The sequence below is a fragment of the Arthrobacter sp. AK01 genome, assembly GCF_021109375.1.
Taxonomy (GTDB): Bacteria; Actinomycetota; Actinomycetes; order Actinomycetales; family Micrococcaceae; genus Arthrobacter.
On the sequence record NZ_JAJOHP010000076.1, the window covers coordinates 1 to 21,210 of the forward strand.

Genomic DNA, 21,210 nt, shown 5'->3' on the forward strand with positions numbered 1-21,210 from the left:
TCTTTCACCAATCCCGGGGGCGGGGCGCGCCGCTTCTTTTTTTTTACTCAATATTTTAAAACAAAAACAAAACCCCCCCCCCGGGGGGTGGCTGGGGCCCCCCGGGGGGGGCTGCTGTTTCTTGGTGACTTTTTAGTCGAAGCGGTAGGGCTCCTGCGGCCCCACAGAAGGCAGTGGACGTGGCCGCTGGCAGGTGCTTTCGATCTCGATGTGGCGGCCCTGCTCCGAGGAGGCCTCGAAGGCGAGCAGGACTTCGAGTACGTGGTAAGCGAAGTCCCCTCCTGTGCGAGGTTCCAAGCCCTTGCGGATGGCATAGCCGAATTCAGCCAAGCCAATGCCCCGGTAGGCGTCGTCCCGATGTGTGATGGGCGTTTCGCGCCAGTCGCCTCCACCCGGAGGAGTCATGTCCAGGGCCAGGTCACCGGGTTCACCGCGTCGCAGCACGGGAGCGCCGGAAAAGTGGTCCGGGTTCGGTGCAGCCAAGGAGCCCCCTGTTCCGTAGACCTCCAAATGCGGCAGATTGTGATTCCAAATGTCCCAACTCACCATGACGGTGGCGGTCGCACCGGACTCGAAGTCGAGAGTGCCGGTGACGTGTGTCGGAGTCTTGATGTGGATGACTTCGCCGTCTTTGCCCGGACGCGGCCGGGTCTCAGATGAACGCGGTGTTGTGGCAGAAACGCGTTTCACGGGACCGAAGAAGTTCACCAGGTTGGTGATCAAGTACGGCCCAATGTCCAGCATGGGGCCGGCGCCGGGGCTGTAGAAGGGGTCAACGTTGGGGTGCCAGTGCTCGTAGCCGCGGCATGCGAAGGATGCGAAAGCGGCTACAGGCTCTCCGATCCAACCGTCATCGATGAGCTTGCGGCTCGTCTGCATGCCGGAGCCAAGGAAGGTGGTGGGGGCGGACCCCACTTTGACGCCTGCCTCCCGAGCGGCATCCAGAATCTGCTGTGCTTCCTCGAGGGAAGTAGCGAACGGCTTTTCCGAGAGGACGTGCTTGCCGGCAGCGATCGCTTGGAGTGTCACAGGTGCGTGGAGCTTGGGTGGAGTGAGGTTCAGGACCAGCTCAACCTCGTCATCGGCCAGAAGCTCATCCGGTGAGAGCGCCTTGGCAACCGAATACTCCGCTGCCCGGGCTTTTACAGCGTCCGGGTTCACGTCGGCGAGTGCCACGACGTTCACGTCCGGGTGGACACCGATCTTGTCCAGGTATTGGTTGAGAACGTTTCCGACGCCGATAATGCCGACTCGAATGGGTTCCATGTGATTCTCCGTCAGTAGTTGGTGAAACCTTCCGGGGCGAGGACTATACCCCGCCCCGGAATCAGTTGCTATGGCTGGTACTTCTAGCTGGCCAGGCGCGATTCGCGCGTCTTGGCCGTTGCTGCTTCGTCAATGCCGCCGTCGGTAATAATGACTCCGTATTGTGCTGCTGCTGCTTCCAGGGAAATCCGTGATTCGCGGTAGTCGTCCAGGACTGCGAGTACGTCACGTTCCAGCGGGTCACCGTATCCACCGCCTCCCGGGGTGATGGATACGACCTTTTCGCCGGACTGGAGATCGTAGCGACCCACCACGGGGATCTCGCGACGTTCACCGGTAGTGAGATCCTCAACCCAGGTTGACGGCTTGGTACCATCGTGGCCGCCGCGGACCCCCTTCGGCGGGTTGATCTTGCCCTCGATTCCGTACGTCAGCGTGACGCTTTCACCCCGGGGTTCCATGGTCACACGGGTCGCGAGGCCACCTCGTTGCCTTCCTGCTCCCCCGGTATCAGCAACCAGGGTGCGTTCGTGAACCAAGATGGGGTAGCGCTGCTCATCTACCTCGACGCTGTCGTGGTAAAGCAGTGCGCCGCAGACGGGTCGCTGATACGTAGGCCAGCCGTCAACGTAGGGTGTAGCTGGTCCACCGACGCCGCCAACAAGGATCTGGTTGACATAGGCGTTGCCGTTACGTTCGTCTATACCGGAGATGACAGATTTTGCCGGTGCCTGTCCCGCCGCTCCCTCGGCCGTGCCGTAGCCGTCCTCTATTTGGGAGAACGCGGCTTGAACGATGTTGACAACCCGGTCGGCGAGGTTGGTGGTGCCCGATGAGCAGGAGTACGGGTGTTTGGGAACTCCGACGGCGCAGCCGTCCCGGAGCAGAACTTCCACTCGACGGAAGGTGCCCGCGTTGCTCGGAAGGTTCTCCGGGATGCCGGAGAGGATGCCGGCCAAGGCAGCACCCGTAGCCGTGGCCTTTGTGAGGTTCAGGCCATTGGGGAGATTGTCCGGGTTGTCACGCAGGTCAATGACGATCTTGCCCTGTTTGGGCTTCACTTCAACGGTTGCCTGCAGGTGCACGCCGTCCGCGCTGGTTCCGGGGAAGGGATCGTGGACCGAGGAGCCATGGAGGACGTACTCGGGCAGCGTTTCGATCGCAGTCGCGGTGAGGCGTTCCGAGTAGTCGAACCAGGCATCCACGAAGTCCACCAGGTCTTCGACACCAAACTTCTCGGCGAGCTCGTGAATGCGGCGTTCGGCGATGCGCGACGCACCGACCGATGCCAGGTAGTCCCCGTACCACTGGTCAGGCACACGGATGCGGGACCGGCACATACGGATGATGTCGTCGATGTCCTTATGGTCACGCTGAACACGGACACACGGGAAGATCAGTGCACCTTCTTCATACACATCCCGTGCCGTGGCGAAGAAGGTGGTTGGCAGCGAGTTGCCGCAGTCGGCCTGGTGGGCCTTGGTGACGGCCGTGAAGAGGTGACGTCCATGGACGAAGATCGGAACGAGGATCACATGGTCGGCAGCATGCGAGTTGCCCATGTAGGGATCGTTGTGCAGGAATGCGTCACCTTCACGGATGTCGTCGTGCAGCTGCACCATGTCCTCGCCGAGCGGTCCGGCACCGAAGACGTGCACCGGGACGCCCTCTGCTGCTGCCAGCAGCTGGTTATCAGCGGTCAGAACAGCACACGAAAAGTCGCGGGCAGTGTTGATGACAGAGGAACGGGCGGAACGCAGCAGGCCGTTGGTCATCTCGCGGACAATGCCGTCGAATGCATTAGCGAGGACCGAGAGCTTTACGGGATCGAATTCGCGCGTCATGGTTACGCCTCCTTACGGGTGAGGTAGATATTGGATCGTTCGTCGAGCGTGGCGTTCCACTCCGGTGGCACCACGATGGTGGTTGTGGGCTGGTCGATGACAGCAGGGCCAACGATCTTGTCCCGGGGGGCAAGGGTGACTCCGCGGTATCGCTGGGTGCTGAAACTTTCGCCCCCGAACACAATGGAGTCCGTGCGGTGGACTTCAGTCCCACGGCCCACTTCGGCTTGATCTTTGGTCAGCTCAGGCCGCGGGATTTCGACCCTGACGCCCCACGTGATGATCTCCACGCGGCTGTCCGGATCGTGCGTGCCGTTGCGGCGATCGTGCTCTTCGTGGAAGGCACGCTCAACGATGCCCGCTGCATCACTGGCGGTATCGGGCGCAGCGTCCAAGTACACACGCAAGTCCCAGGCCTGGCCCGGGTAGCGGGCGTCAACAAAATAGGTGACGCTGGGAGCAGCGCCCACACCATCGAACCTCTTGGCGAATACCTCTGCCTTGCCCGTTAGCTCCTCAACGGCCCGCGAAGCGGAGCCAGCGTCGAAGCTACGGGTGTCGTTGTGCAAGGGCGAGAGAAATTCCGTAGCAATCGGAGCGCGATGCGCGCCGTAGGCAGCGAGCACGCCCGCGGTCGCGGGAATCAGGACCGTATCAGCTTCCAGGAGCACGCCGATGGCGGCCGCCACCATGGCACCTGCACCGCCGCCCGCCACAATCAGGGCACCTCGAGGGTCAACACCCTGTTCCAAGGAAGCTTGGCGGATTGCTGTTGCCATGTGGTTGGCGGATACATCCAAAATGGCCTGTGCAGCCTGCAAAGTATCCATGTTCAAGGGGCCAGCGATGCGGGTATCGATGGCGCGGATGGCAGCCTCACGGTTCAGCGTGAATCCGCCTTCAAATCCGTCAGCGTCGAGGTAACCCAAAGCTACGCAAGCGTCCGTGACGGTGGGTTCCTCGCCACCGCGACCATACGCGGCCGGTCCGGGAGTACTCCGGGCACTTTGCGGACCCACCCGAAGCAGACCGCCGCCGTCGATCCAGGCGATGCTGCCACCGCCGGCGCCAATGCTGGAAACAGCCACCGAAGACAGACCTGTCAGGTGGCCCACAAAGGGCTCTCCCAGCCAGGCTTCCCTAGTGTGGCGAACGACGCCCTGTTCAACCAGGGACACGTCGAATGTGGTGCCGCCCATATCGCAGACCACCACAGTGTCGCGCTCGGGAGCAGCGGCCGCACCAACCAGTGGTGCCATGGAGGGGCCGGAGTTCAGCAACAGTACCGGGCGGTCCAGAACATCTACGACGTCGAGCACGGCGCCTTCAGAGGTCACTACCAAGAGGTCACCGCCAAACCCGTACTCCTGGAGGTCGGAGCGCAATTTGCCAAGGTGGTCCGCCATCAGCGGTTTCAGCGAGGCATCAATCGACGCGGCCGAGGAACGGCGGTATTCGCGAATTGTTGGGTTGGCCTCGTTGGACAACGTGTACGGCACATCGGGAAGGATCTCTTGGATGAGTTCCGCCACGCGCTTCTCGTGGGCGTCGTTGATGATCGACCACAGGAAAGAAACGGCCACTGCCTCGATTCCCTGTTCTTTGAAGGAGCCGAGCACCTCGCGCACTTTCGCTTCATCCAGCGGCACCAGGACATCACCCTCGGCGGAAATCCGCTCCGTGATTTCGAAGGTCAAGTGACGCGGGATGTACGGCGGAGGGTAGGCAGCTTTGGAGTCAAAAGCATCCCGGCGTCCGCCTTCGCGAAGCAGGAGGGTGTCGGCGAATCCGTCAGTGGTCAAGAGAGCAGTCTTGGCCACCTTGCCGGTGAGAACTGCGTTGGTTGCGTGCGTTGTGCCGTAAACAATCACGTCTGCATTGCGCAGGACGTCATCGCCGCTCCAGCCAACCGACTCGGCAGCCCTGCGGACTGAGGCTTCAAAGCCAGTGAAAACGCGGTCATAGGTGGTTAGGGCCTTGCCGACCGCCATGTCGCCTGTGTTCGAGCCGACCACCACGTCCGTAAACGTGCCACCGGTATCGACGGCGATGCGGTACCTCGCTTCACCTGGTTGTGTCTGTACTTCACTCATGGTCATCTAACTTTCTTAGAGTTGGAGGGGTTAAAGCTGGGGCTTGCCGACGCGGTTACGCAGCAGGCCCACCTTGTCGATCTCGATTTCCACCGTGTCGCCCGGTTCAAGCCAGACTGGAGGATTCCGCTTGGCACCAATGCCTTGTGGTGTGCCTGTGGCGATCACGTCTCCTGGTTCGAGAGTGAGGAAACTCGAAAGGTAGGAGACGATGCGGGCTATGGAGAAGATCTGATGCTCGGTATTCGAGCGCTGCACTTCGATGCCATTGACCCGTGTCGCGATGTCCAGCTTTTGCGGGTCTCCCACTTCATCCAGCGTGACAATGGCGGGACCCCACGGGGTTGAACCGTCCACGGCCTTACCAGCCAGCCACTGGGTCCCGCGGTACTGGAGATCGCGTGCCGTGACATCGTTGAGAGGCGCAAGGGCTGCGACATAATCCAAGGCTTCGTCCTCGGAGACCTCAGCCGCCCGCCGTCCTATGATGACGGCAACTTCTCCTTCGAAATCGAGGTTATTGCTGATCTGGGCGCCGCCGATCTCGTCCTCGGGGCCAATCATGGTGGAGGCGAATTTGGCGAAGACGTCCGGATATTCGGGGAAAGCACGCCCGGTTTCGGCAACGTGGTCTTTGTAATTGAGTCCAATGCACAGAACCTTGGCCGGATCGGTGATGGGTGTGGTCAACCGGACCTCGTTCAATGCGCCGACGCGGGCCACGGGGTCCTCGGAGGCAAGTGCTGTAATGCCGGAGGAAATGGCAGGGATCCGGTCACCGTAGAGTGACAGGAACTCACGGACGGAAGTCGTGGCTCCGTGGATGGCTTCTGTGGAGCCTTGAAGGAGCAGCTCCAGGTCATAGACGGCATCGTCGATGAGGACTCCCCCGCGGACGCCCGATTCGTGGTGGTAGGAAACAATCTTCATGGTTACTTCGCGCCTTCCGTTGCCGGGTTCTGGTTTGCCACGGCCAGCACGGCGTCGGCCAAGCGGTCAGCGATGTCTCCCGCAACCTTTTCGTCCATAGGGGTGGACAAGGACAGCAGGTTTGCTGGTGAACCGAGCAAGCCGCGCTCGTAAGATGCCCACCACAGCTCGTGCTGAGTCTGCTCGTCAACTTTTTCCGCACCCGCCGGAACCGCGCGCAGCAGAGAGCCGCGGCCGCGCACTTCCCAGCCGGCGTCGGCGATCTTCGCGTTCACTGTGTCCCGGGTCGTGTCGCCCAGGTGATTCAGCCTTTTTACTTCCTCTTGAGTGAAGAGGCGCAAGGCGACCGACCCCGCGGCCATACTGACCGGGTTGCCGGAGAAAGTTCCACCATGGGGCAAGCTACCGGGACGGGTCGGATCCACCTCGGCCATCAGCTCAGCCTTGCCGGCAACAGCGCCAACAGGGAAGCCGCCACCGATCAATTTGCCCGTGGTGAGCAAGTCAGGGGAAACACCATATTCACCGCTGAAGCCGTTGAATCCCAGGCGCAGGCTGATGACCTCGTCGATGATCAGGACGATCCCGTACCGGGTCGCGAGGTCCCTGGCGGTGTGCACGAACTCCTCGGAGATCCGGAGGAGGCCGGCTCTGTTGGGCAACAGGTCCAGAATGATGGCTGCGTAGGAGTCCGGTGCTGCTTCAACTTCCTGGCGCAGGACATCGACGTCGTTGAGGGGAACCGCGGTGACATCGTTGATCACGCCACGGGTTACTCCACGCTGGTAGGCAGGGCCACCCGGGACCAATGCCACGTCGGATGTTCCGTGGTAGCCGCCCTTGGTGACGATGACTCGTTCGCGTCCGGTGCTCGCCCGGGCGATGCGGATTGCGGACATCACGGCCTCGGTGCCGGAGTTGGCGAACCGTACCTGGTCGAGCTCAGGCAGGCGGGAAAGCAGGAGGTCTGCCAGTTCCCACTCGTAGAGGTTGGGGATTCCCCAGCTGGCGCCGGCGGTGAGCGCTTTGGTCGCTGCCTCCGTTATTTCAGGGTGCGCGTTCCCGTGAATCAAGGAGGTGAAGTTGTTGTTCGCGTCGATCAGTTCATGACCACGGTCATCCCAGACCCGGTAGCCCTCGCCCCGGATGGCGTACGGGCTCGGCGCTCCCGTGTAATAGGTCGAGCGGCCGTAACCGCCAGGCAACAAGGGGAATCCACGAGGCCCCCTGCGCAGATGTGGATCCTCCAAAGGGTGGCTTTGTGTGATGGTTTTCTGGTGTTCTGTTCCCACTTGGTTCTCTCCAGTCTTTTCAGTTCACGAGGTCGATGAGCGGCTGCCCGGTCAGGGCCAAGCGGACACGTTCAACGGCGCCCTCCTGAAGTGCACCTGTGGAGCGGTTGGAACGCCAGGCAATATGGGGCGTCAGGATGGTGTTGGGTGCTGTGCGGAGCGGGTGCTCAGCCCCAAGCGGCTCTTCGGCAAAGGTGTCGATGCCAGCACCTGCAATGTGGCCCGAGGTGAGTGCCTCGGCAAGGGCTGATTCCTCAATGAGACCGCCGCGGGATACGTTGACCACTACTGCGCCCCTACGCATGCGCGCCAGAACGTCCTTGGAGATCAGGTTTGCGGTATCCGCGGACAGCGGCAGGTGGAGCGAGACGACGTCGGAGTTTTCCAGGATGTCGTCCAAGGAGGTCAGCTCCACAAAGCTCTCAGTCACGAACGGGTCGTAGGCCCGGACCCGTGCCCCGACGGCTTGATACATGCGGGCAACGTGTTGACCAATGCGGCCCATCCCCAGGACCCCGACCTCGAGTTCGGACAGAACCGGGGTGTCGTAGCCGATGGTCCCGGCCCAACCGAGGTTCTGGATCGAGGCGTTGCCTGCCGGCAGACGGCGGGCCAATGCCAACCCCATCGCGAACGCGTGCGAGGCCACTTCCTCCGAAGCGGTGCCCGGGACAATGGACACGGGAATGTCCGCTGCAGTGGCTGCGTCAACATCGATGTTGTCGTAGCCAATGCCATACCTGATGACAGCCTTGCATTTGGACATCACCGGGAAGTCCGCGGCTGTGAGTTTCGCGTAGGGGGTGATCATGACGATGTCGGCTTCGGGAAGGCCTTGACGGAAGGCTTCGACGTCGGCCGCCGGGTTGAGTGTGTAACCGAACTCCTTTGCGAGTGCGTGCTCGCGGTCAAGGTTCGGAAAGTGATGGGGGGCCACAAGAATGGTTCCCTGGGCATCGCGGGTCATAGTCGTCGTCCTGTTCGTTGAGTACCCTTTTCATCTGCCGAGCACCCGTTGGAAGGGTGCCGGTGTCCGGGTGATTTCAAGTACAACGCGATATGTGAAGGTTCATCCGTGCCAATTCGAGACACTGAGGTGGGACAGTGTCCCACCAGTTGCCGTCAGGGTGGGCACAGCCCAAAAGCAGCCGGCCACTAGCGGCGGCCGGCTGCTTCACTACACGGTTTCGGGGTTAGAGGTCGAAGCCTCTACTGCGGAAGTAGTCCATCCGGCGGTAGAGGGTGGAGCGTCCAATCTGCAAGGTCTCTGCCGCGAGGCTCCTGTTACCCGATGCCTCCTGCAGTGCAGTTCGCAGCTCGCTGAGTTCGGCGTCCTCCAGACGGGACAGCCGCCCCTTGGTCAGAACCCGATGAAACCCCTGCGGGAGGTCGTCTACGGTTACTTCTGCTCCACTGGCGCGTTCAACGGCGTTGGACACTACGGCTCGGAGCTGGTCGATGTTTCGCGGCCAGTCAGCATGCGTCAGCGTTGTAAGAAGCCGTCGGGATAACCTCCGGTCTCCCATCTCTTCAGCAATAGCTACCGCAAGCTGCGGAATGTCCTCACGTCTGTTGCGTAGCGGCTCAACCGAAATCTCCAAGACGTTGAACGCCTCCGAGAGTATCAAGGTGGCATCGGTTGGATGTGTGATGGTGAAAGCAAGCTTGGTGGTGGCATTGCCCCTAAGGTTCCGGGCGAGCTCTGCTGCCTCGTTCTGTGAAAGTTCGTCGGCATGTTCGACGATCAATGTTGATGGCAGTTCGGTGGATACCCGATGGATCACATCCCGGAGTTGGTTATTCCGTAGAGAGCCACCCCTGGCATCGACCACTACGTGCTGCCCACGAGTGTCGGCAATTGCGCCCGCAAGCCGGCGTTTACCGCTACCCAACTCACCAATGATGACAACAGAACGCTCCTGCTCCACAGCCTTCCGGGCAAGGCTCAAGGTCCGCTTGAAGCCCATGCTCGTCCCGTCAAGATGCTTCACGATTCTGTCCGCTGCATCCGGCAAGGCAGCCTGCGGCTTTACCTCGTCGCTATGGGGTTGGGTTGGACGTTCCTTCGTGGGTGAGTGTGGGCGGACCACCACGATTGCCCCTACGTTGGCTGCAGATAAGGTCACGGGCGAAACTTCCAGGGTGGAGATCCCAGGCCCCTGGAGCGAGACCTCACAGTTGAGTTCGCGGCCGGAGGACATGACCGCTTTCGCATACCCGGAGATGACGGAGACGTCGCCGTCCTCCAAGGTCGCCGTTGCTGTTGCGTTGAGGAGGGAGTTCTTGCCGTCCAGGGCAATCACTGCCCGGTTGCCACGGCGTCGGGAGATCCTCAGGTATTCGCTGAGCAGAGCGCGTTCCCTGGATGAGGTCCGTACCTCAATGTCACGCTCGATCCGGGAGGCTACCCCTTCCAGCATCAGCAAAGTGGACGATGGCTCCAAGGAAGTGACCCGGTTGCCGGGTAGAGTCAGTCCGATGACGGCCCGAACCCTGTTGTGGAAAGGGTCGCGGACGAGGGAAGCAAAACACCAGTTTCCGCGCATGTCCTCACGGAAGTGCTCCTCCGGTGCGAGCCACACCCCCCGTCCTTCTTCAAGCGCGAGACCTTCACCGTTGCTTCCGCAGCTCTCCTCAAGGAGCGAGTATCCGGCGGGGAAGCCGTCATCCCGCAGGTAGTCCGCTTTGACCAGGACGCCATTGGGCGCTGTCAGGTTGACGTACCCGCCAAGGTCTGCGGCGACCTCGTCCAGTTTCTGCAGGTGTGGGCCCGCTGCCTGGATGGTGTGTTCATCCACGCGACCCTCGTCAAAGAAGCCTCGGTCTGCCACAGCATCAACGCCTGCAGCCCTGCTCCTGTACCAGGAGCGAGCCACGATGGGTCGGATTCCGCTGAGGTCGGCATGGGGCTGCATGAGGAAGAGTTCGCGTAGCCGGTTGATTTGCAGCAGCGGCTCGCGCGGCACCCAAGGGGAAAGTACTTCGGCAGAGGACATGTCAGTTGGTTCTTTCTGCTGGAGCCAGGTATTTAAGAAACGACGGCGGTACCACCGCGGCGGCGGGAGCCAAGCCACGTCCGTCCCCGGCCCTGACCCTTGGGGTGGAAGGCTTGCTGCGCTTGCCAGTTGTCGTTGTGAGCCGCATCGTCTTCCAGCGCGCGGGCGCTGATGTAGGCGGCGACCATGCCAGAAAGCCCACTGCCAAAGGTCATGTTGCTTCCTTTGGCCCCCCGGTTCGAATCTTCGACCAACATGATCCGTTCCTCTCTGTTAAGGCGCTGATAGCGGCGAAACCAGCCGTGCTGGTCTTGCCTCTTTCAGGGTAGCTAACTAATGGTCGTTAGCCAAGAGTTTGCGTAAAGTTGGACCATGTTTAATGTGCCACGGCGATGGACCGCTTCCGAAGGGTCAACCCCCACGACTGTTAGGGTCAAAGCATGAGCAGTTCCTCCTACAAGGCCGCCCGCGACACCTTCGCCCACCGCTTGGAAGAATGGGATTGGGCCGGCCAGGGGGCTTCAAGACGCCACATACTCGAGGCCTTTCTGCAACTAGCCATCGCCAACGGGTTCAGTTCAGTCTCCATGCGGACCATCGCCAACGCCGTCAACATCAAACCGCCGAGCCTCTACTCGCATTTCCCCAACGGCAGGGACGAAATCGTCGCGGAATCACTGCGCTGGCACTTTCACCGTTTCGGCACGGCTCTTCTCGAGGCCGTTGATCACGCTGAATCAGCAGATGACTTCTGGGACGCCATGGTGAGGCTGCATTTCACCAGACAGGTCAGGCTTCCCGAAAGCAATCTGTGGGACCTGCTCGTGGCAACCGACAGGATGGCCTCGATCCTTCCCGCAGACCTGCGGGCCCAAGTGGATGACTGGGTTGCACTCCACGAAAACATGTACGCCGCCGCCGCCCGGGACATGGGCCACCCACATCCCGAAGAAAAGGTCCGGATTGTGGTGACCCTGCTGGAGGGTGCTACGCGATGGGCTCCTGGCAACTATAACGACGCGGAACTCGGCATCATGGCCGACAAAGCGGTGCAAGTGTCCCGCATCATTCTTGGGGCCGAACTGCCCGGCGAACCGTAGCACCCTCCTCTCCCCCCGGGCAGGAGTATGGATTCCCGTGATCTGAAAGGCACGGAACGCAGGTTCCGCGCCTTTCAGATTAGCTTTACCTCGGGGCTACGGCGGCTGCCTGGTGCCTGGTGCCTGGTGCCTGGTGCCTACAACCAGTTTCCGACACCCGGGTCTCCCAGGTTCGACTACTGCTGGCTGATTCTGATGACGCACTGAAGGATCTCTTCAATGACGCCCTCATCCATAGCTGTCGACAGCGCAATCAGTCCAGACGTACCCAGAAGCACCCCTTCCCGGTAAGCCTTCCACCACGTAGTAGTCATGTCGGCTGGAAAGATCCTTATGAGCGATCCGAATCCGTTGCACTGAATCCCCGCCTGCAGGAATGCCTCGCGGAGCGCGTCGCCTTTCGCGTTGAGCTTGGTAATGTCATGCTGCTGGAAGTAGTCCAGGGCAACTAATCCGGCATTCATGGTTACAGGATTGGCGCTGAAGGTGCCACCCCATGCAATGGTGCCGGGCAATGCTGGATTGGTAACGTCCATGACGGCGGGTTTCCCGCCAACCGCTCCGACGGGAAACCCGCCTCCGATGACTTTGCCAAGGGTTGTAAGGTCAGGTTCGACCTCGTAAACACCCTGCAAACCTCCAAAACTTGACCTGAAGGTGATGACCTCATCAATAATGAGCAGGGCATCGTGCAGTTTGGTTTCTTCGCGGACTAATGACACGAATGAATCGTTGGCAGGTTGAAGTCCGGCACGGTTCGGCATCAAGTCAATGAGAACTGCTGCCACATCCCGACCCCGTTCCCGCATAAATGCCTTGAACTGCCATGCGTCTCCGATAGGCATAGTGACTACTGAATCAGCCACGCTCCGTGGTATTCCCGGCATGTTCAAGTCGACAACCGCGTCCGAGGTTCCGTGATAACTTCCGACGAAACGCACAATCACATCTCTGTTCGTATGGGCCCTAGCGATCCGCATTGCGTGCATCACCGCCTCTGTCCCTGAATTGACAAAGCGCCACTGCTCGGCTGCCGGCAGTCTCTTACTGAGCTCTTCCGCGAGCCGGATTTCGGATTCGGTCGGCAATCCGAAGGACGTGCCGTGTTCAACTATCTCGTGGACCTTATCGAGCACAGGCCGAAACTTATGGCCGTGGATCAGAGATGTGTAGTTGTTGTTGCAATCGATGACCTTGTGCCCGTCTACGTCGGTTATGCGTGCGCCGTCACCATATGCTGCGTACGGCGCACTAGGCGGGACGAAGAGCGTCGATCGGGTATTCCCGCCGGGAAGAAACTGCAGCGCCTCCCGGAAAAGGCCGGAATTCGTTGACATCTGCACGCCTGCCATTTAGCTGGGCTCCTTTATGGAGACCGTTGGATGAATCCTGGTGCCTCGTGTTTCCCTCGTGGCAAGGGCGGTGATCGCAACGATGAGACACCCTAGCCCCACGTAGATCTGGATGGACAGAGTTGAGTGGAAGGTGCTGAGCAGCCACAGGGAGATCGTCGGTGCGAGACTGCCACCAACGATGCCGGAGAGCTGGTAGCCAATGGACGCCCCACTGTATCGGTGTTCGGTGTCGAACAGTTCACAGATCCATGCCGCCTGCACACCATACATGGCTGAATGGAAGAACAGGCCGAGAACGACCCCGAGGATGATGAATACGCTGCTCTTTGTATCCAGCATGGGGAAGAACGCGAAAATCCAGGCCAAGCAGCCAACTGCGCCGAACACCGTGACCCGTCGACGACCATATTTATCGCTGAGCGCAGCGAAAAACGGATAGGTGAAGATTTGCATGGCTGCAGCAATCAGACTGGCGATCAGACCGATTTCCCGCGGCAGGCCCAGTGTCTGGGCGACGTACGTGAGTGTGAAGGTCACGCAGGTGTAGTAGACGATGTCCGCACCGGCTCGAATTCCGACGATCTTGAAGACTTCTCTGGACTGCTTGCGGAATACCTCCACGATGGGTGGGCTCTTTGGCTCTTCGGTACGGGTTTCCTCCAGCGCCAGGAAAGCAGGACTTTCAGTGACCTGCCGGCGGATGTAAATACCGATGAAGACGACCACGATGGAGAGGAGGAACGGCACGCGCCAACCCCAGGCAATGAAGTCCTCATTGCTTTGAATCGACGACATCAGGAACAGAACACCGGTGCTCAAAAGGGTGCCGATGGGCACCCCAACCTGGACAAAACTCGTGAGGAAGCCCCGTCGTGCGTCTGGTGCACGTTCCGCGATCATGAGCGCACCGCCAGCCCATTCGCCGCCCAGGGCCAGGCCTTGGAGCATGCGTGTCACGATGAGAAGGATTGGCGCAAGAAGGCCCACTGCGTCGTAGCTGGGCAGGAGGCCGATAGCAACGGTCGAACCTCCCATGAGGGAGATAGTCACGAGCAGGATGTTCTTGCGGCCGATCCTGTCGCCGAAGTGCCCTGCTATGACCCCGCCCAGTGGGCGGGCTAGGAATCCCATGGCAAAAGTGAGAAAGGCCAAAAGGGTTCCTGTAACAGGGTCAAATGACGGAAAGAACACCTTGTTGAAAACCAATGCTGCTGCGGAACCGTAGAGAAAGAAGTCGTACCACTCCAGTGTGGTGCCAACGAGGCTTCCGATAATGGCTTTCTTGAGGGTTTGCTGCTGCTCCTTGGGGGATAACATGAGATCACTCACTGCATGTCCTATCAGAATGGGTGGGTTGGTGGCAGCTGAAGTTGCAGCCTCAGCTGCCACCTGATTGGGGGGTTAGATCTGGACGAGATCTGCCAAGGCGTCGTCCAGTTCAGCGGGCGCCTCTGAGGAAAGATAGCCATTCTCGATGTCTCGGGCTATGGCTTCTTGCGTGCGTTTGGCCGGGTCTCCGTATCCTGCCCCTCCAGGAGTTCGAAGACACACGATGTCTCCTTTCTTGAGTCCGACGTTCTCTCCCTTGCTGACCATGGGGAGAACGACTTTCTTTCCGTCCAGCTGGAACCACGGCGATGAAGGCAGCCCGTTGTTTCCACCGGCACGTCCAACTGGCGGAGTTTTGGACTGGTCCCCCAACAGACTGGCCTGGGCCTGCTCACTCGTAAGTTCGAACTCGAAATGAACGCCGAAACCTCCGCGAGTTTCTCCCAAGCCGGCCGATCCGTCACGCAGCCCGTAGCGGTTGAACCGCACAGGATAGCGCTGCTCCAGGGTCTCTATGGACTGCACCCGGCCTATGCTCATCAACGAGCAACCATTGGATAGTCCATCTCCTTGAAGGTGTCCGCCGTAACCCCCGCCAAGGAAGACGTACATGACATATTGGCTTCCGTCTTCGTCGGTGCCTCCCATCGAGAGGTTGTTAACTGTCGCGGACGAACCTGCGGGCACCATTTCCGGGACGGCGCTGGCCAAAGCGCCCATAACGGCTGTGATGATGCGCTGGCTGGTTTCAGCCGCGCACCCGGCGACAGGGCGTGGCGGCTGAGCGTTGAGGAACACTGTCTCAGGCAGGTTGAAATTCAACGGCGCCATGATGCCGGAGTTAATGGGGATATCCGGGAAGACATGCTTGATGGCAACCAAGGTGCTGGAAATGGTTGCGGCCTTCACGGAGTTCATCGGCCCCGTGCACGGCGCAGAGGAGTGACTGAAATCAATGTCCATCTCGTCGCCGCGGATCGTGAGTCGAGCATCTACCCTCAACGGTTCGTCGGTGATTCCATCGTTGTCCATGATTTCGACGAAAGTGTAGAGGCCATCGGGAATGTCCGAGATATACGACCGCATCTGCGTTTCGCTTCGATCGCGAAGTTGTGCAATGACAGCATTGACGGTGTCTACGCCGTATTCATCAAGTAGCTCAGTCAGTCGATTGTCACCTACACGAAGCGCTGTGGCCTGCGCGTCGATGTCACCCATGACGTCCTCCGGGATGCGCGAATTGTGCTGTACCAACCGCACAATGTCAGTTTGGAGCACGTCTTCCTTGAAGAGCTTCACTGCGGGGATACGCAGTCCTTCCTGGTAGCAGTCGCTTGCAGATGCTCCGAAGCCACCCGGCACCCGGCCCCCAAGATCGGGCCAGTGTCCTGTGTTCGCTAGGAATGCGAACAATTCCCCTTTGTAGTAGAAGGGGCGAACGAGCTTGGTGTCCATGATGTGCGTTCCGCCAGCAAACGGATCGTTGATGAGATATGTATCCCCAGGTGCCAGCTGCTCAATCTGCTCGATGACCGAGGCCACCGTGTACTGCATGGTTCCCACAAAGATCGGAAGACCTCGGAGGCCTTGCACGATCATGCTTCCGTCAGTTGCCGAGTAGATTCCATCGGCGCGATCCCAAGCGTCCGAGATGACAGGAGAGAACGCCATCCGTTCGAAGACCGTATCCATTTCATCCGCAATCTGTTCCAGCCTGCCACGGATGACGGCAAGGGTCAGAGGGTCAATTTCGTGAGTCATGCTGCTACCTCAACTACGAGACTTCCGTTGGTTTGGACAATCGCGACGCTACGGGGAGGCAGGATTGTTGTAGTATCCGTTTGATTAATCACGGCAGGTCCTTCGATGGCCTGGCCAGCGACGAATGATTCGCGCCTTAACACCGGCACTTCATGTTCGCCGTCGTCGAATATCACCGTCCTGGAGCTTTCGACGCCTGGGACCGGCTGCGGCGCTTCGAAGTCGACGTCATTCCGCAGTCCTGTAACTACCGTCCGCAGGGAAACCAGGTTTATCGCGCCACTTCGTTGCCGGCTCCCGAAGGTCTCCGCGTACTTTGCACGGAACGCCTCAGTCAGGGCTTCCGGCGACCACCCGTCTTCCTGGGCGCCAAGCGGGACGTCGATCGTGTACATCTGCTTGGCGTAACTCAACACTGCAATGTGGTGAACTTCGATGTCACTGTTCTCGAAGCCCTCGGAGTGAAGTTTGCCTTCTCCTTCCTGACGGTGCCCGACAAGAACGGTCCGCACGTAGTCGGGGGAACAGTTGTCGACGTCCGAGGTGATGGCCGTCATGAAGTCGTACTTGATATCCCCCATCAGGCAGCCGAACGCGCTGAGCGCTCCTGGGTGGGGAGGAATGATGACTTTGGTGGCCCCGATGGACCGGGCGAGTTCGGCTATGTGCAACGGCCCCGCTCCCCCGAACCCGACGAGCGAAAATCTTCTCGGATCATGCCCCTTGTCAACGCTGACCATACGTATGGCGTTAGCCATCATTTCGTTGGCAATGCGGACAATGGCCAACGCGGCGTCGGGAACGCTGAGTCCGAGCGGAATGGCAATGTCGTTTTCAATGGCCATCCATGCCGCCTCGTAATCGAGCTGGAACCCATCCTGTGTTCCTAGCGTCTGAGTCGCAGCGATTCGGCCCAGAACCATGTTCGCATCGCTGATGGTCGGCCGAGTCCCGCCGCGGCCGTAACACGCGGGGCCCGGGAACGACCCTGCGCTCTCCGGACCGACCTGAAGAATTCCCGCCCTATCGATACTGGCAATCGATCCGCCGCCGGCACCGATCGTTTTGATGTCGATCATCGGCAGCTTCAGGGGCAGTCCATACTCAATCTCGCTCTCACTGGTTACAGACGGAAGAGCCCCGGGAATGAGTGCGACGTCGAAGCTTGTGCCACCCATATCGCAGGAAATCACATCAGGGAGGCCAGCGGCCTTTCCAAAGTGCGCCGCGGCAACGGTGCCGGCCGCAGGACCGGAAAGCAGCGTACGGACGGCGTATTTGCCAGCCTGCTTGGCTGGGATGACGCCTCCGTTGGACTGCATAACCAAGACGTCGTGATTGAACCCTTCTGCCCGCATACGGTCCTGGACAGTCCCTAGGTAGAGGGACATCTGTTTGGTTACGAACGCATTGATTGCGGTGGTACTCGCCCTCTCATACTCACCTAGCTGTGGCGAAATTTCGAAGGAGACGGATACAGCCATTTCCGGCATTTCCTGCCGTAGGAAATCCGCAACTTTCAGCTCGTGGACGCTGTTCGCGTAGCTGTTGATCAGGCATACCGCCACGGACTCGATCCCGTCCTCGCGAAGGACGTTCACCAGCTCCCGGAGCGCGGCCACTGACAGCGGGGTGATAACTTCACCGTCGGATCCAATACGTTCGTCGAGTTCGTAGGACCGTGATCGGGGCACCAGCGGCGTGTATTGGCCGGTGAGGCCGTAGGTTGTCGGCCGGTCCCGGCGTCGCAACTCCAAAACGTCCCTAAAACCTCGTGTGGTGATGAGAGCTGTGCGCGCTCCTTTACGTTCGAGCACAGCATTGGTGGCCACTGTTGTCCCATGGAGCAGGGCGTCCAACTCTGAGAGCGGCACACCAAATTGGTTCAGGCCGTTGAGAAGCCCGTCTGCCTGCATGGAAGGCGTGGAAAAGACCTTAGCAAGGCGCAGCTTGCGCTTGTCTTCTTCGTATAGCAGCACGTCGGTGAACGTGCCGCCGACATCTATTCCGGCGACGAAAGTCATCGGGTTCCTTTCAATTATTGGGAGGCTGGGGTTAGACTCCCTGGCCGCGCTTCCCGTGAATCAGGGACATGGAATGCGCGGTGGACAGTAGCGGTTCAGTCCACGAATCGATATCGAATCGGCTAGACGGACCTGCGATGCTCAACGCCGCAACAAGTTCCCCAGAAGCGTTCCGGACACCTGTCGCGACACCATTGATGCCATCGGCGTATTCGCCAACGTTTGAGGCGTAGTTACGGCTCCTGATCTCTTCGAATTGCCCGATCAAGGCGGCCTTTGTACGCAGTTGCCCGGACGAAACACCTTGAGGGAGCTCCTTGTCGGGGTAGAGCGAGTTGACCTCGTCCATTGGCATGTGTGCCAGGAAGTACTTCCCTGATGCGCAAGCGAAGAGCGGCATTCGGGTTCCAATGCGAATCTCGGCCCTGAGGATCTGTCGACTTTCAAATCTTTGAACCATGACCGCATGGCGACCATGCAGAAGGGCCAGCGAAACCGATTCACCCGAAGTGTCGGCCAGCTCCCGCATCGGGCGGGCAATCGCTCCCCCGAATCGAACGTTCTCGGGAACCGCTGAACCAACTTCGAAGGCAGTAATGCCCAGCCCGTAGTTGCCAGAGGACAGCTTTTGTACGAAACCTTGCTCCACCAAAGTGGAAAGGAGAACGTGTGCGCTGCTTTTTCCGATCTTGCAAGCTTCCGCAACGTCGCTGAGCCGGAAGCCTCCTGGGCGTGTTGATAGCAGGCGAAGGATCCTCAACGCCGTGCTGACAGTGCTTGAAATCCTGGGTGCGGAGTTCATAATATGCGAACACCTTTCGTAAGTTCTGAAAGAGGATAGGGATGAATGTGATCCGCGTCAATAAGTCGCGTTGACTTATAGAAAACCTCCGCTCAACCGGATACGTTTCCTCATTTGAAAACCTCCTCGTAGCGGCGTGGTTGAGGGTGTCGGTGGCGGTCTGGGGTTATGCCCGTTTCATGGAGCTCACGATGGCCCAACGGCAGGCTTTGACCAAGAAGGCTCTTGCGTATCAGGGCGCGTCCCGGGAGGCGAAGTCCAGGATTTTGGATGAGCCGGTCGAGTTGACCGGGTGGCACCGGGACTATGCCAGGGCGGCCTTGCGCGGCGCTTTGGTGTTAAAGATCGTCAGGCCAAGGCCTGGGAGGGCCCCTGTATACGCTCCCGAGCTGTTACCTGGTCTGGTCAAGTGCTGGGCTGTGCTGCGGGCCCCGGCGGGGAAGCTGCTGGCCCCGATGCTGCCGCCCTCGCTGCGCCGTGAGATGGAGTTGGTCATCACGGATGAACAGGCAGCTTTACACGAGGGCGGCAACAGCCTCGTGGAGTTCTGTTTCACCCTGACGGTGGCAGATATCGCCAGCGGCTGGACGGTAAACCATTCGGTGCGGAACAAAGCCGGCAAGTGGGTCCTTGAGGCCTTGGAACACGTCAGCGCGGTGTTCCCGTTCCCGATCCTGGGTTTTGCTTCGGACAACGATTCGGATTTCAACAATGATCACCTGGTCGCCTACTGTCAGGAACATAGGATCACCTTCACCCGGTCCCGGCCGGGCATCAAGAACGACGGCGCTCCCGTGGAGCAGAAAATTGGGCCCGGGCTCGTGAACTGGTCGGCTACCTGCGGTACGACAAACCGGCGGAACTGGCCAAGCTCAACCTTGTTCTTCGGGGCCCGAGACCCTTGAGTCAAGACTCCACTGCTATTGGGGTAGCCGAGATCAAGGGCCCGGGTAGCGAAGGCCCGATGGGCGCTCGGTGCCAGAGGTGGACGCAGTTTGGTACGCGCTGGAACCAGGGGATTCACTGCCGTGTCACGGGGCTTTCCCCAGACAGGCGTGACCTGAGTAGAACCGGAAGGGCGATGACAATGCGCGGCTGCCAAGACCTCGGGATAAGACATGCACAAATTGACCGCGTCCGCCTTGAATGCGCGGCCAGACCCGGGCGCGGGGAGTCATCAATGCATCTTCAGAAAATGACTGCCGCGCCGCCGCGCCCTGGGGACGCGACGACGCGGATGTCAAAAAGAGTTTTTGGGTCGTTTAGAGATGCTGGCCATGCATAAAACGCTACGCCGCTGTACACACTTTTAGGGGTTTTGTACACAGTCAGGGGCCATATAGGCCCCTGACCTGCGACAACACAGTGCCCGAGGTGGGACTCGAACCCACACACCTTTCGATACTGCATTTTGAGTGCAGCGCGTCTGCCAATTCCGCCACTCGGGCGCGGATTACCGGGAAGTTAAATCTCGCTGACTGCTCTCATTTCTGTGAGCAACGCGATCCTTTCCCAGCACGCGAAACTACTCTACATGCAGATAGGCTGATTCAAAGAACCGGGCGCGCTGATGCAACAAAAACCAGCCATCAAAGAGTCCACACTAAGATGGACATGAACCCGCCGAACCTTTTCAAGGAGATCCCGTGACCGAACAGACGGAGTCCACGTCCACAGCCCAGCCGGCCCGACGCGTTGTCGTAGCCGAGGATGAGACCCTCATCCGCCTGGACATTATCGAGATTCTGAAGGGCGAGGGGTACGACGTCGTCGGCGAGGCAGACAACGGCGAGAAAGCTGTGCAGCTGGCCGAGGAACTCAAGCCTGACCTTGTCCTCATGGATGTGAAGATGCCCGTTATGGACGGCATCTCGGCGGCTGAGAAGATCGTCAAGGCGCGCATTGCACCTGTTGTGCTGCTGACCGCTTTCAGCCAGAAGGAATTGGTGGAACGCGCACGCGACGCCGGTGCCATGGCTTACGTCGTCAAGCCGTTCTCCCCCGCGGACCTCATCCCGGCCATCGAGATCGCCCTTTCCCGCCATGAAGAAATCAAGGCGCTTGAGAACGAGGTGTCCGACCTCCAGGAGCAGTTCGCCACGCGCAAGCTTGTAGAGCGCGCCAAGAGCCTCCTGACCACCAAGATGGGCCTGACCGAGCCGGAAGCGTTCCGTTGGATCCAGAAGACCTCCATGGACCGTCGCCTCAGCATGCGTGAGGTTGCCGAAACCATCATCAACCAGGTCAACTAGCACCGGACCAAAAAAGCAACGCACGACGGGGGGCCCCCCCCCCCCCCCCCGGGGGGGGGGGCCCGCGGGCAGGGGCCCAAAAAAAAAAAAAAAAAGACCCCCCCCCCCACGGGGGGGCCCCGGGGGATATAAAAGCGGGGGGCAAACAGAGGGGAGGGAGAGTTTT

At 59.9% G+C, this 21,210-nt stretch carries 16 protein-coding genes and 1 tRNA gene; 3 read left to right on the plus strand and 14 right to left on the minus strand.

What is annotated here, in order from left to right:
* Window positions 1-132 precede the first annotated feature (132 nt).
* From LN996_RS20045 to LN996_RS20080, 8 genes are all read right to left on the minus strand, one after another.
* Window positions 133-1,266: a Gfo/Idh/MocA family protein gene (locus LN996_RS20045; RefSeq protein WP_231342402.1), complete on the minus strand. Its 1,134-nt coding sequence runs from the start codon at window positions 1,264-1,266 to the stop codon at window positions 133-135.
* A gap of 83 nt (window positions 1,267-1,349) precedes the next feature.
* Window positions 1,350-3,110, minus strand: a complete 1,761-nt coding sequence (locus LN996_RS20050) for a hydantoinase B/oxoprolinase family protein (RefSeq protein ID WP_231342403.1) — start codon at window positions 3,108-3,110, stop codon at window positions 1,350-1,352.
* Between the two features lie 2 nt (window positions 3,111-3,112).
* A complete protein-coding gene (locus LN996_RS20055; protein ID WP_231342404.1) occupies window positions 3,113-5,203 on the minus strand; it encodes a hydantoinase/oxoprolinase family protein in 2,091 nt (696 codons plus the stop codon).
* A 30-nt stretch (window positions 5,204-5,233) separates the two neighbouring features.
* On the minus strand, window positions 5,234-6,133 hold the full coding sequence (locus tag LN996_RS20060; RefSeq protein WP_024820596.1) for a fumarylacetoacetate hydrolase family protein: 900 nt from the start codon (window positions 6,131-6,133) through the stop codon (window positions 5,234-5,236).
* A 2-nt stretch (window positions 6,134-6,135) separates the two neighbouring features.
* Window positions 6,136-7,338 carry an aspartate aminotransferase family protein gene (locus LN996_RS20065; RefSeq protein WP_231342405.1) on the minus strand — a complete coding sequence of 401 codons (1,203 nt, stop codon included), beginning with the start codon at window positions 7,336-7,338 and terminating at the stop codon, window positions 6,136-6,138.
* Window positions 7,339-7,444: 106 nt separating this feature from the next.
* A complete protein-coding gene (locus tag LN996_RS20070) occupies window positions 7,445-8,392 on the minus strand; it encodes a C-terminal binding protein (RefSeq protein ID WP_231342406.1) in 948 nt (315 codons plus the stop codon).
* 226 nt (window positions 8,393-8,618) lie between these two features.
* Entirely contained in the window at window positions 8,619-10,421 is a 1,803-nt protein-coding gene (locus LN996_RS20075) for a sigma-54-dependent Fis family transcriptional regulator (protein ID WP_231342410.1), read from the minus strand.
* 32 nt (window positions 10,422-10,453) lie between these two features.
* A complete protein-coding gene (locus tag LN996_RS20080; RefSeq protein ID WP_231342412.1) occupies window positions 10,454-10,636 on the minus strand; it encodes a hypothetical protein in 183 nt (60 codons plus the stop codon).
* A 225-nt stretch (window positions 10,637-10,861) separates the two neighbouring features.
* On the opposite strand from LN996_RS20080, the gene LN996_RS20085 reads away from it, so the two are divergent.
* Window positions 10,862-11,521, plus strand: a complete 660-nt coding sequence (locus LN996_RS20085) for a TetR/AcrR family transcriptional regulator (protein WP_231342415.1) — start codon at window positions 10,862-10,864, stop codon at window positions 11,519-11,521.
* A gap of 176 nt (window positions 11,522-11,697) precedes the next feature.
* On the opposite strand, the gene LN996_RS20090 is transcribed toward LN996_RS20085, so the two are convergent.
* From LN996_RS20090 to LN996_RS20110, 5 genes are all read right to left on the minus strand, one after another.
* Window positions 11,698-12,873 (minus strand): aspartate aminotransferase family protein, encoded by a 1,176-nt coding sequence (locus tag LN996_RS20090; protein WP_231342418.1) that lies wholly within the window; start codon window positions 12,871-12,873, stop codon window positions 11,698-11,700.
* A complete protein-coding gene (locus LN996_RS20095; protein ID WP_231342419.1) occupies window positions 12,874-14,205 on the minus strand; it encodes an MFS transporter in 1,332 nt (443 codons plus the stop codon).
* Window positions 14,206-14,277: 72 nt separating this feature from the next.
* Entirely contained in the window at window positions 14,278-15,966 is a 1,689-nt protein-coding gene (locus tag LN996_RS20100) for a hydantoinase B/oxoprolinase family protein (protein WP_231342420.1), read from the minus strand.
* Window positions 15,963-17,990, minus strand: coding sequence for a hydantoinase/oxoprolinase family protein (locus tag LN996_RS20105; RefSeq protein WP_231342421.1), 2,028 nt, complete (start codon window positions 17,988-17,990; stop codon window positions 15,963-15,965). The genes LN996_RS20100 and LN996_RS20105 overlap by 4 nt, the downstream gene beginning before the upstream one ends.
* A 31-nt stretch (window positions 17,991-18,021) precedes the next feature.
* Window positions 18,022-18,792: an IclR family transcriptional regulator gene (locus tag LN996_RS20110; protein ID WP_231342423.1), complete on the minus strand. Its 771-nt coding sequence runs from the start codon at window positions 18,790-18,792 to the stop codon at window positions 18,022-18,024.
* 179 nt (window positions 18,793-18,971) lie between these two features.
* Between LN996_RS20110 and LN996_RS20115 the strand changes: the two genes are divergently transcribed.
* Window positions 18,972-19,697: a transposase family protein gene (locus tag LN996_RS20115; protein ID WP_231342427.1), complete on the plus strand. Its 726-nt coding sequence runs from the start codon at window positions 18,972-18,974 to the stop codon at window positions 19,695-19,697.
* Between the two features lie 461 nt (window positions 19,698-20,158).
* Here the strand turns inward: LN996_RS20115 and LN996_RS20120 are convergent.
* A tRNA-Leu gene (locus LN996_RS20120) sits at window positions 20,159-20,240 on the minus strand.
* 198 nt (window positions 20,241-20,438) lie between these two features.
* On the opposite strand from LN996_RS20120, the gene LN996_RS20125 reads away from it, so the two are divergent.
* Window positions 20,439-21,044, plus strand: a complete 606-nt coding sequence (locus LN996_RS20125; protein ID WP_011774540.1) for an ANTAR domain-containing response regulator — start codon at window positions 20,439-20,441, stop codon at window positions 21,042-21,044.
* The last annotated feature ends 166 nt before the right edge of the window (window positions 21,045-21,210 follow it).

What these genes read in the sequence shown, in the direction of transcription:
- LN996_RS20045 (WP_231342402.1), bottom strand. Translation starts at nt 1,266, where the DNA reads ATGGAACCCATTCGAGTCGGCATTATCGGCGTCGGAAACGTTCTCAAC.
- LN996_RS20050 (WP_231342403.1), bottom strand. Translation starts at nt 3,110, where the DNA reads ATGACGCGCGAATTCGATCCCGTAAAGCTCTCGGTCCTCGCTAATGCA.
- LN996_RS20055 (WP_231342404.1), bottom strand. Translation starts at nt 5,203, where the DNA reads ATGAGTGAAGTACAGACACAACCAGGTGAAGCGAGGTACCGCATCGCC.
- LN996_RS20060 (WP_024820596.1), bottom strand. Translation starts at nt 6,133, where the DNA reads ATGAAGATTGTTTCCTACCACCACGAATCGGGCGTCCGCGGGGGAGTC.
- LN996_RS20070 (WP_231342406.1), bottom strand. Translation starts at nt 8,392, where the DNA reads ATGACCCGCGATGCCCAGGGAACCATTCTTGTGGCCCCCCATCACTTT.
- LN996_RS20075 (WP_231342410.1), bottom strand. Translation starts at nt 10,421, where the DNA reads ATGTCCTCTGCCGAAGTACTTTCCCCTTGGGTGCCGCGCGAGCCGCTG.
- LN996_RS20080 (WP_231342412.1), bottom strand. Translation starts at nt 10,636, where the DNA reads ATGACCTTTGGCAGTGGGCTTTCTGGCATGGTCGCCGCCTACATCAGC.
- LN996_RS20085 (WP_231342415.1), top strand. Translation starts at nt 10,862, where the DNA reads ATGAGCAGTTCCTCCTACAAGGCCGCCCGCGACACCTTCGCCCACCGC.
- LN996_RS20090 (WP_231342418.1), bottom strand. Translation starts at nt 12,873, where the DNA reads ATGGCAGGCGTGCAGATGTCAACGAATTCCGGCCTTTTCCGGGAGGCG.
- LN996_RS20100 (WP_231342420.1), bottom strand. Translation starts at nt 15,966, where the DNA reads ATGACTCACGAAATTGACCCTCTGACCCTTGCCGTCATCCGTGGCAGG.
- LN996_RS20105 (WP_231342421.1), bottom strand. Translation starts at nt 17,990, where the DNA reads ATGACTTTCGTCGCCGGAATAGATGTCGGCGGCACGTTCACCGACGTG.
- LN996_RS20110 (WP_231342423.1), bottom strand. Translation starts at nt 18,792, where the DNA reads ATGAACTCCGCACCCAGGATTTCAAGCACTGTCAGCACGGCGTTGAGG.
- LN996_RS20115 (WP_231342427.1), top strand. Translation starts at nt 18,972, where the DNA reads ATGGAGCTCACGATGGCCCAACGGCAGGCTTTGACCAAGAAGGCTCTT.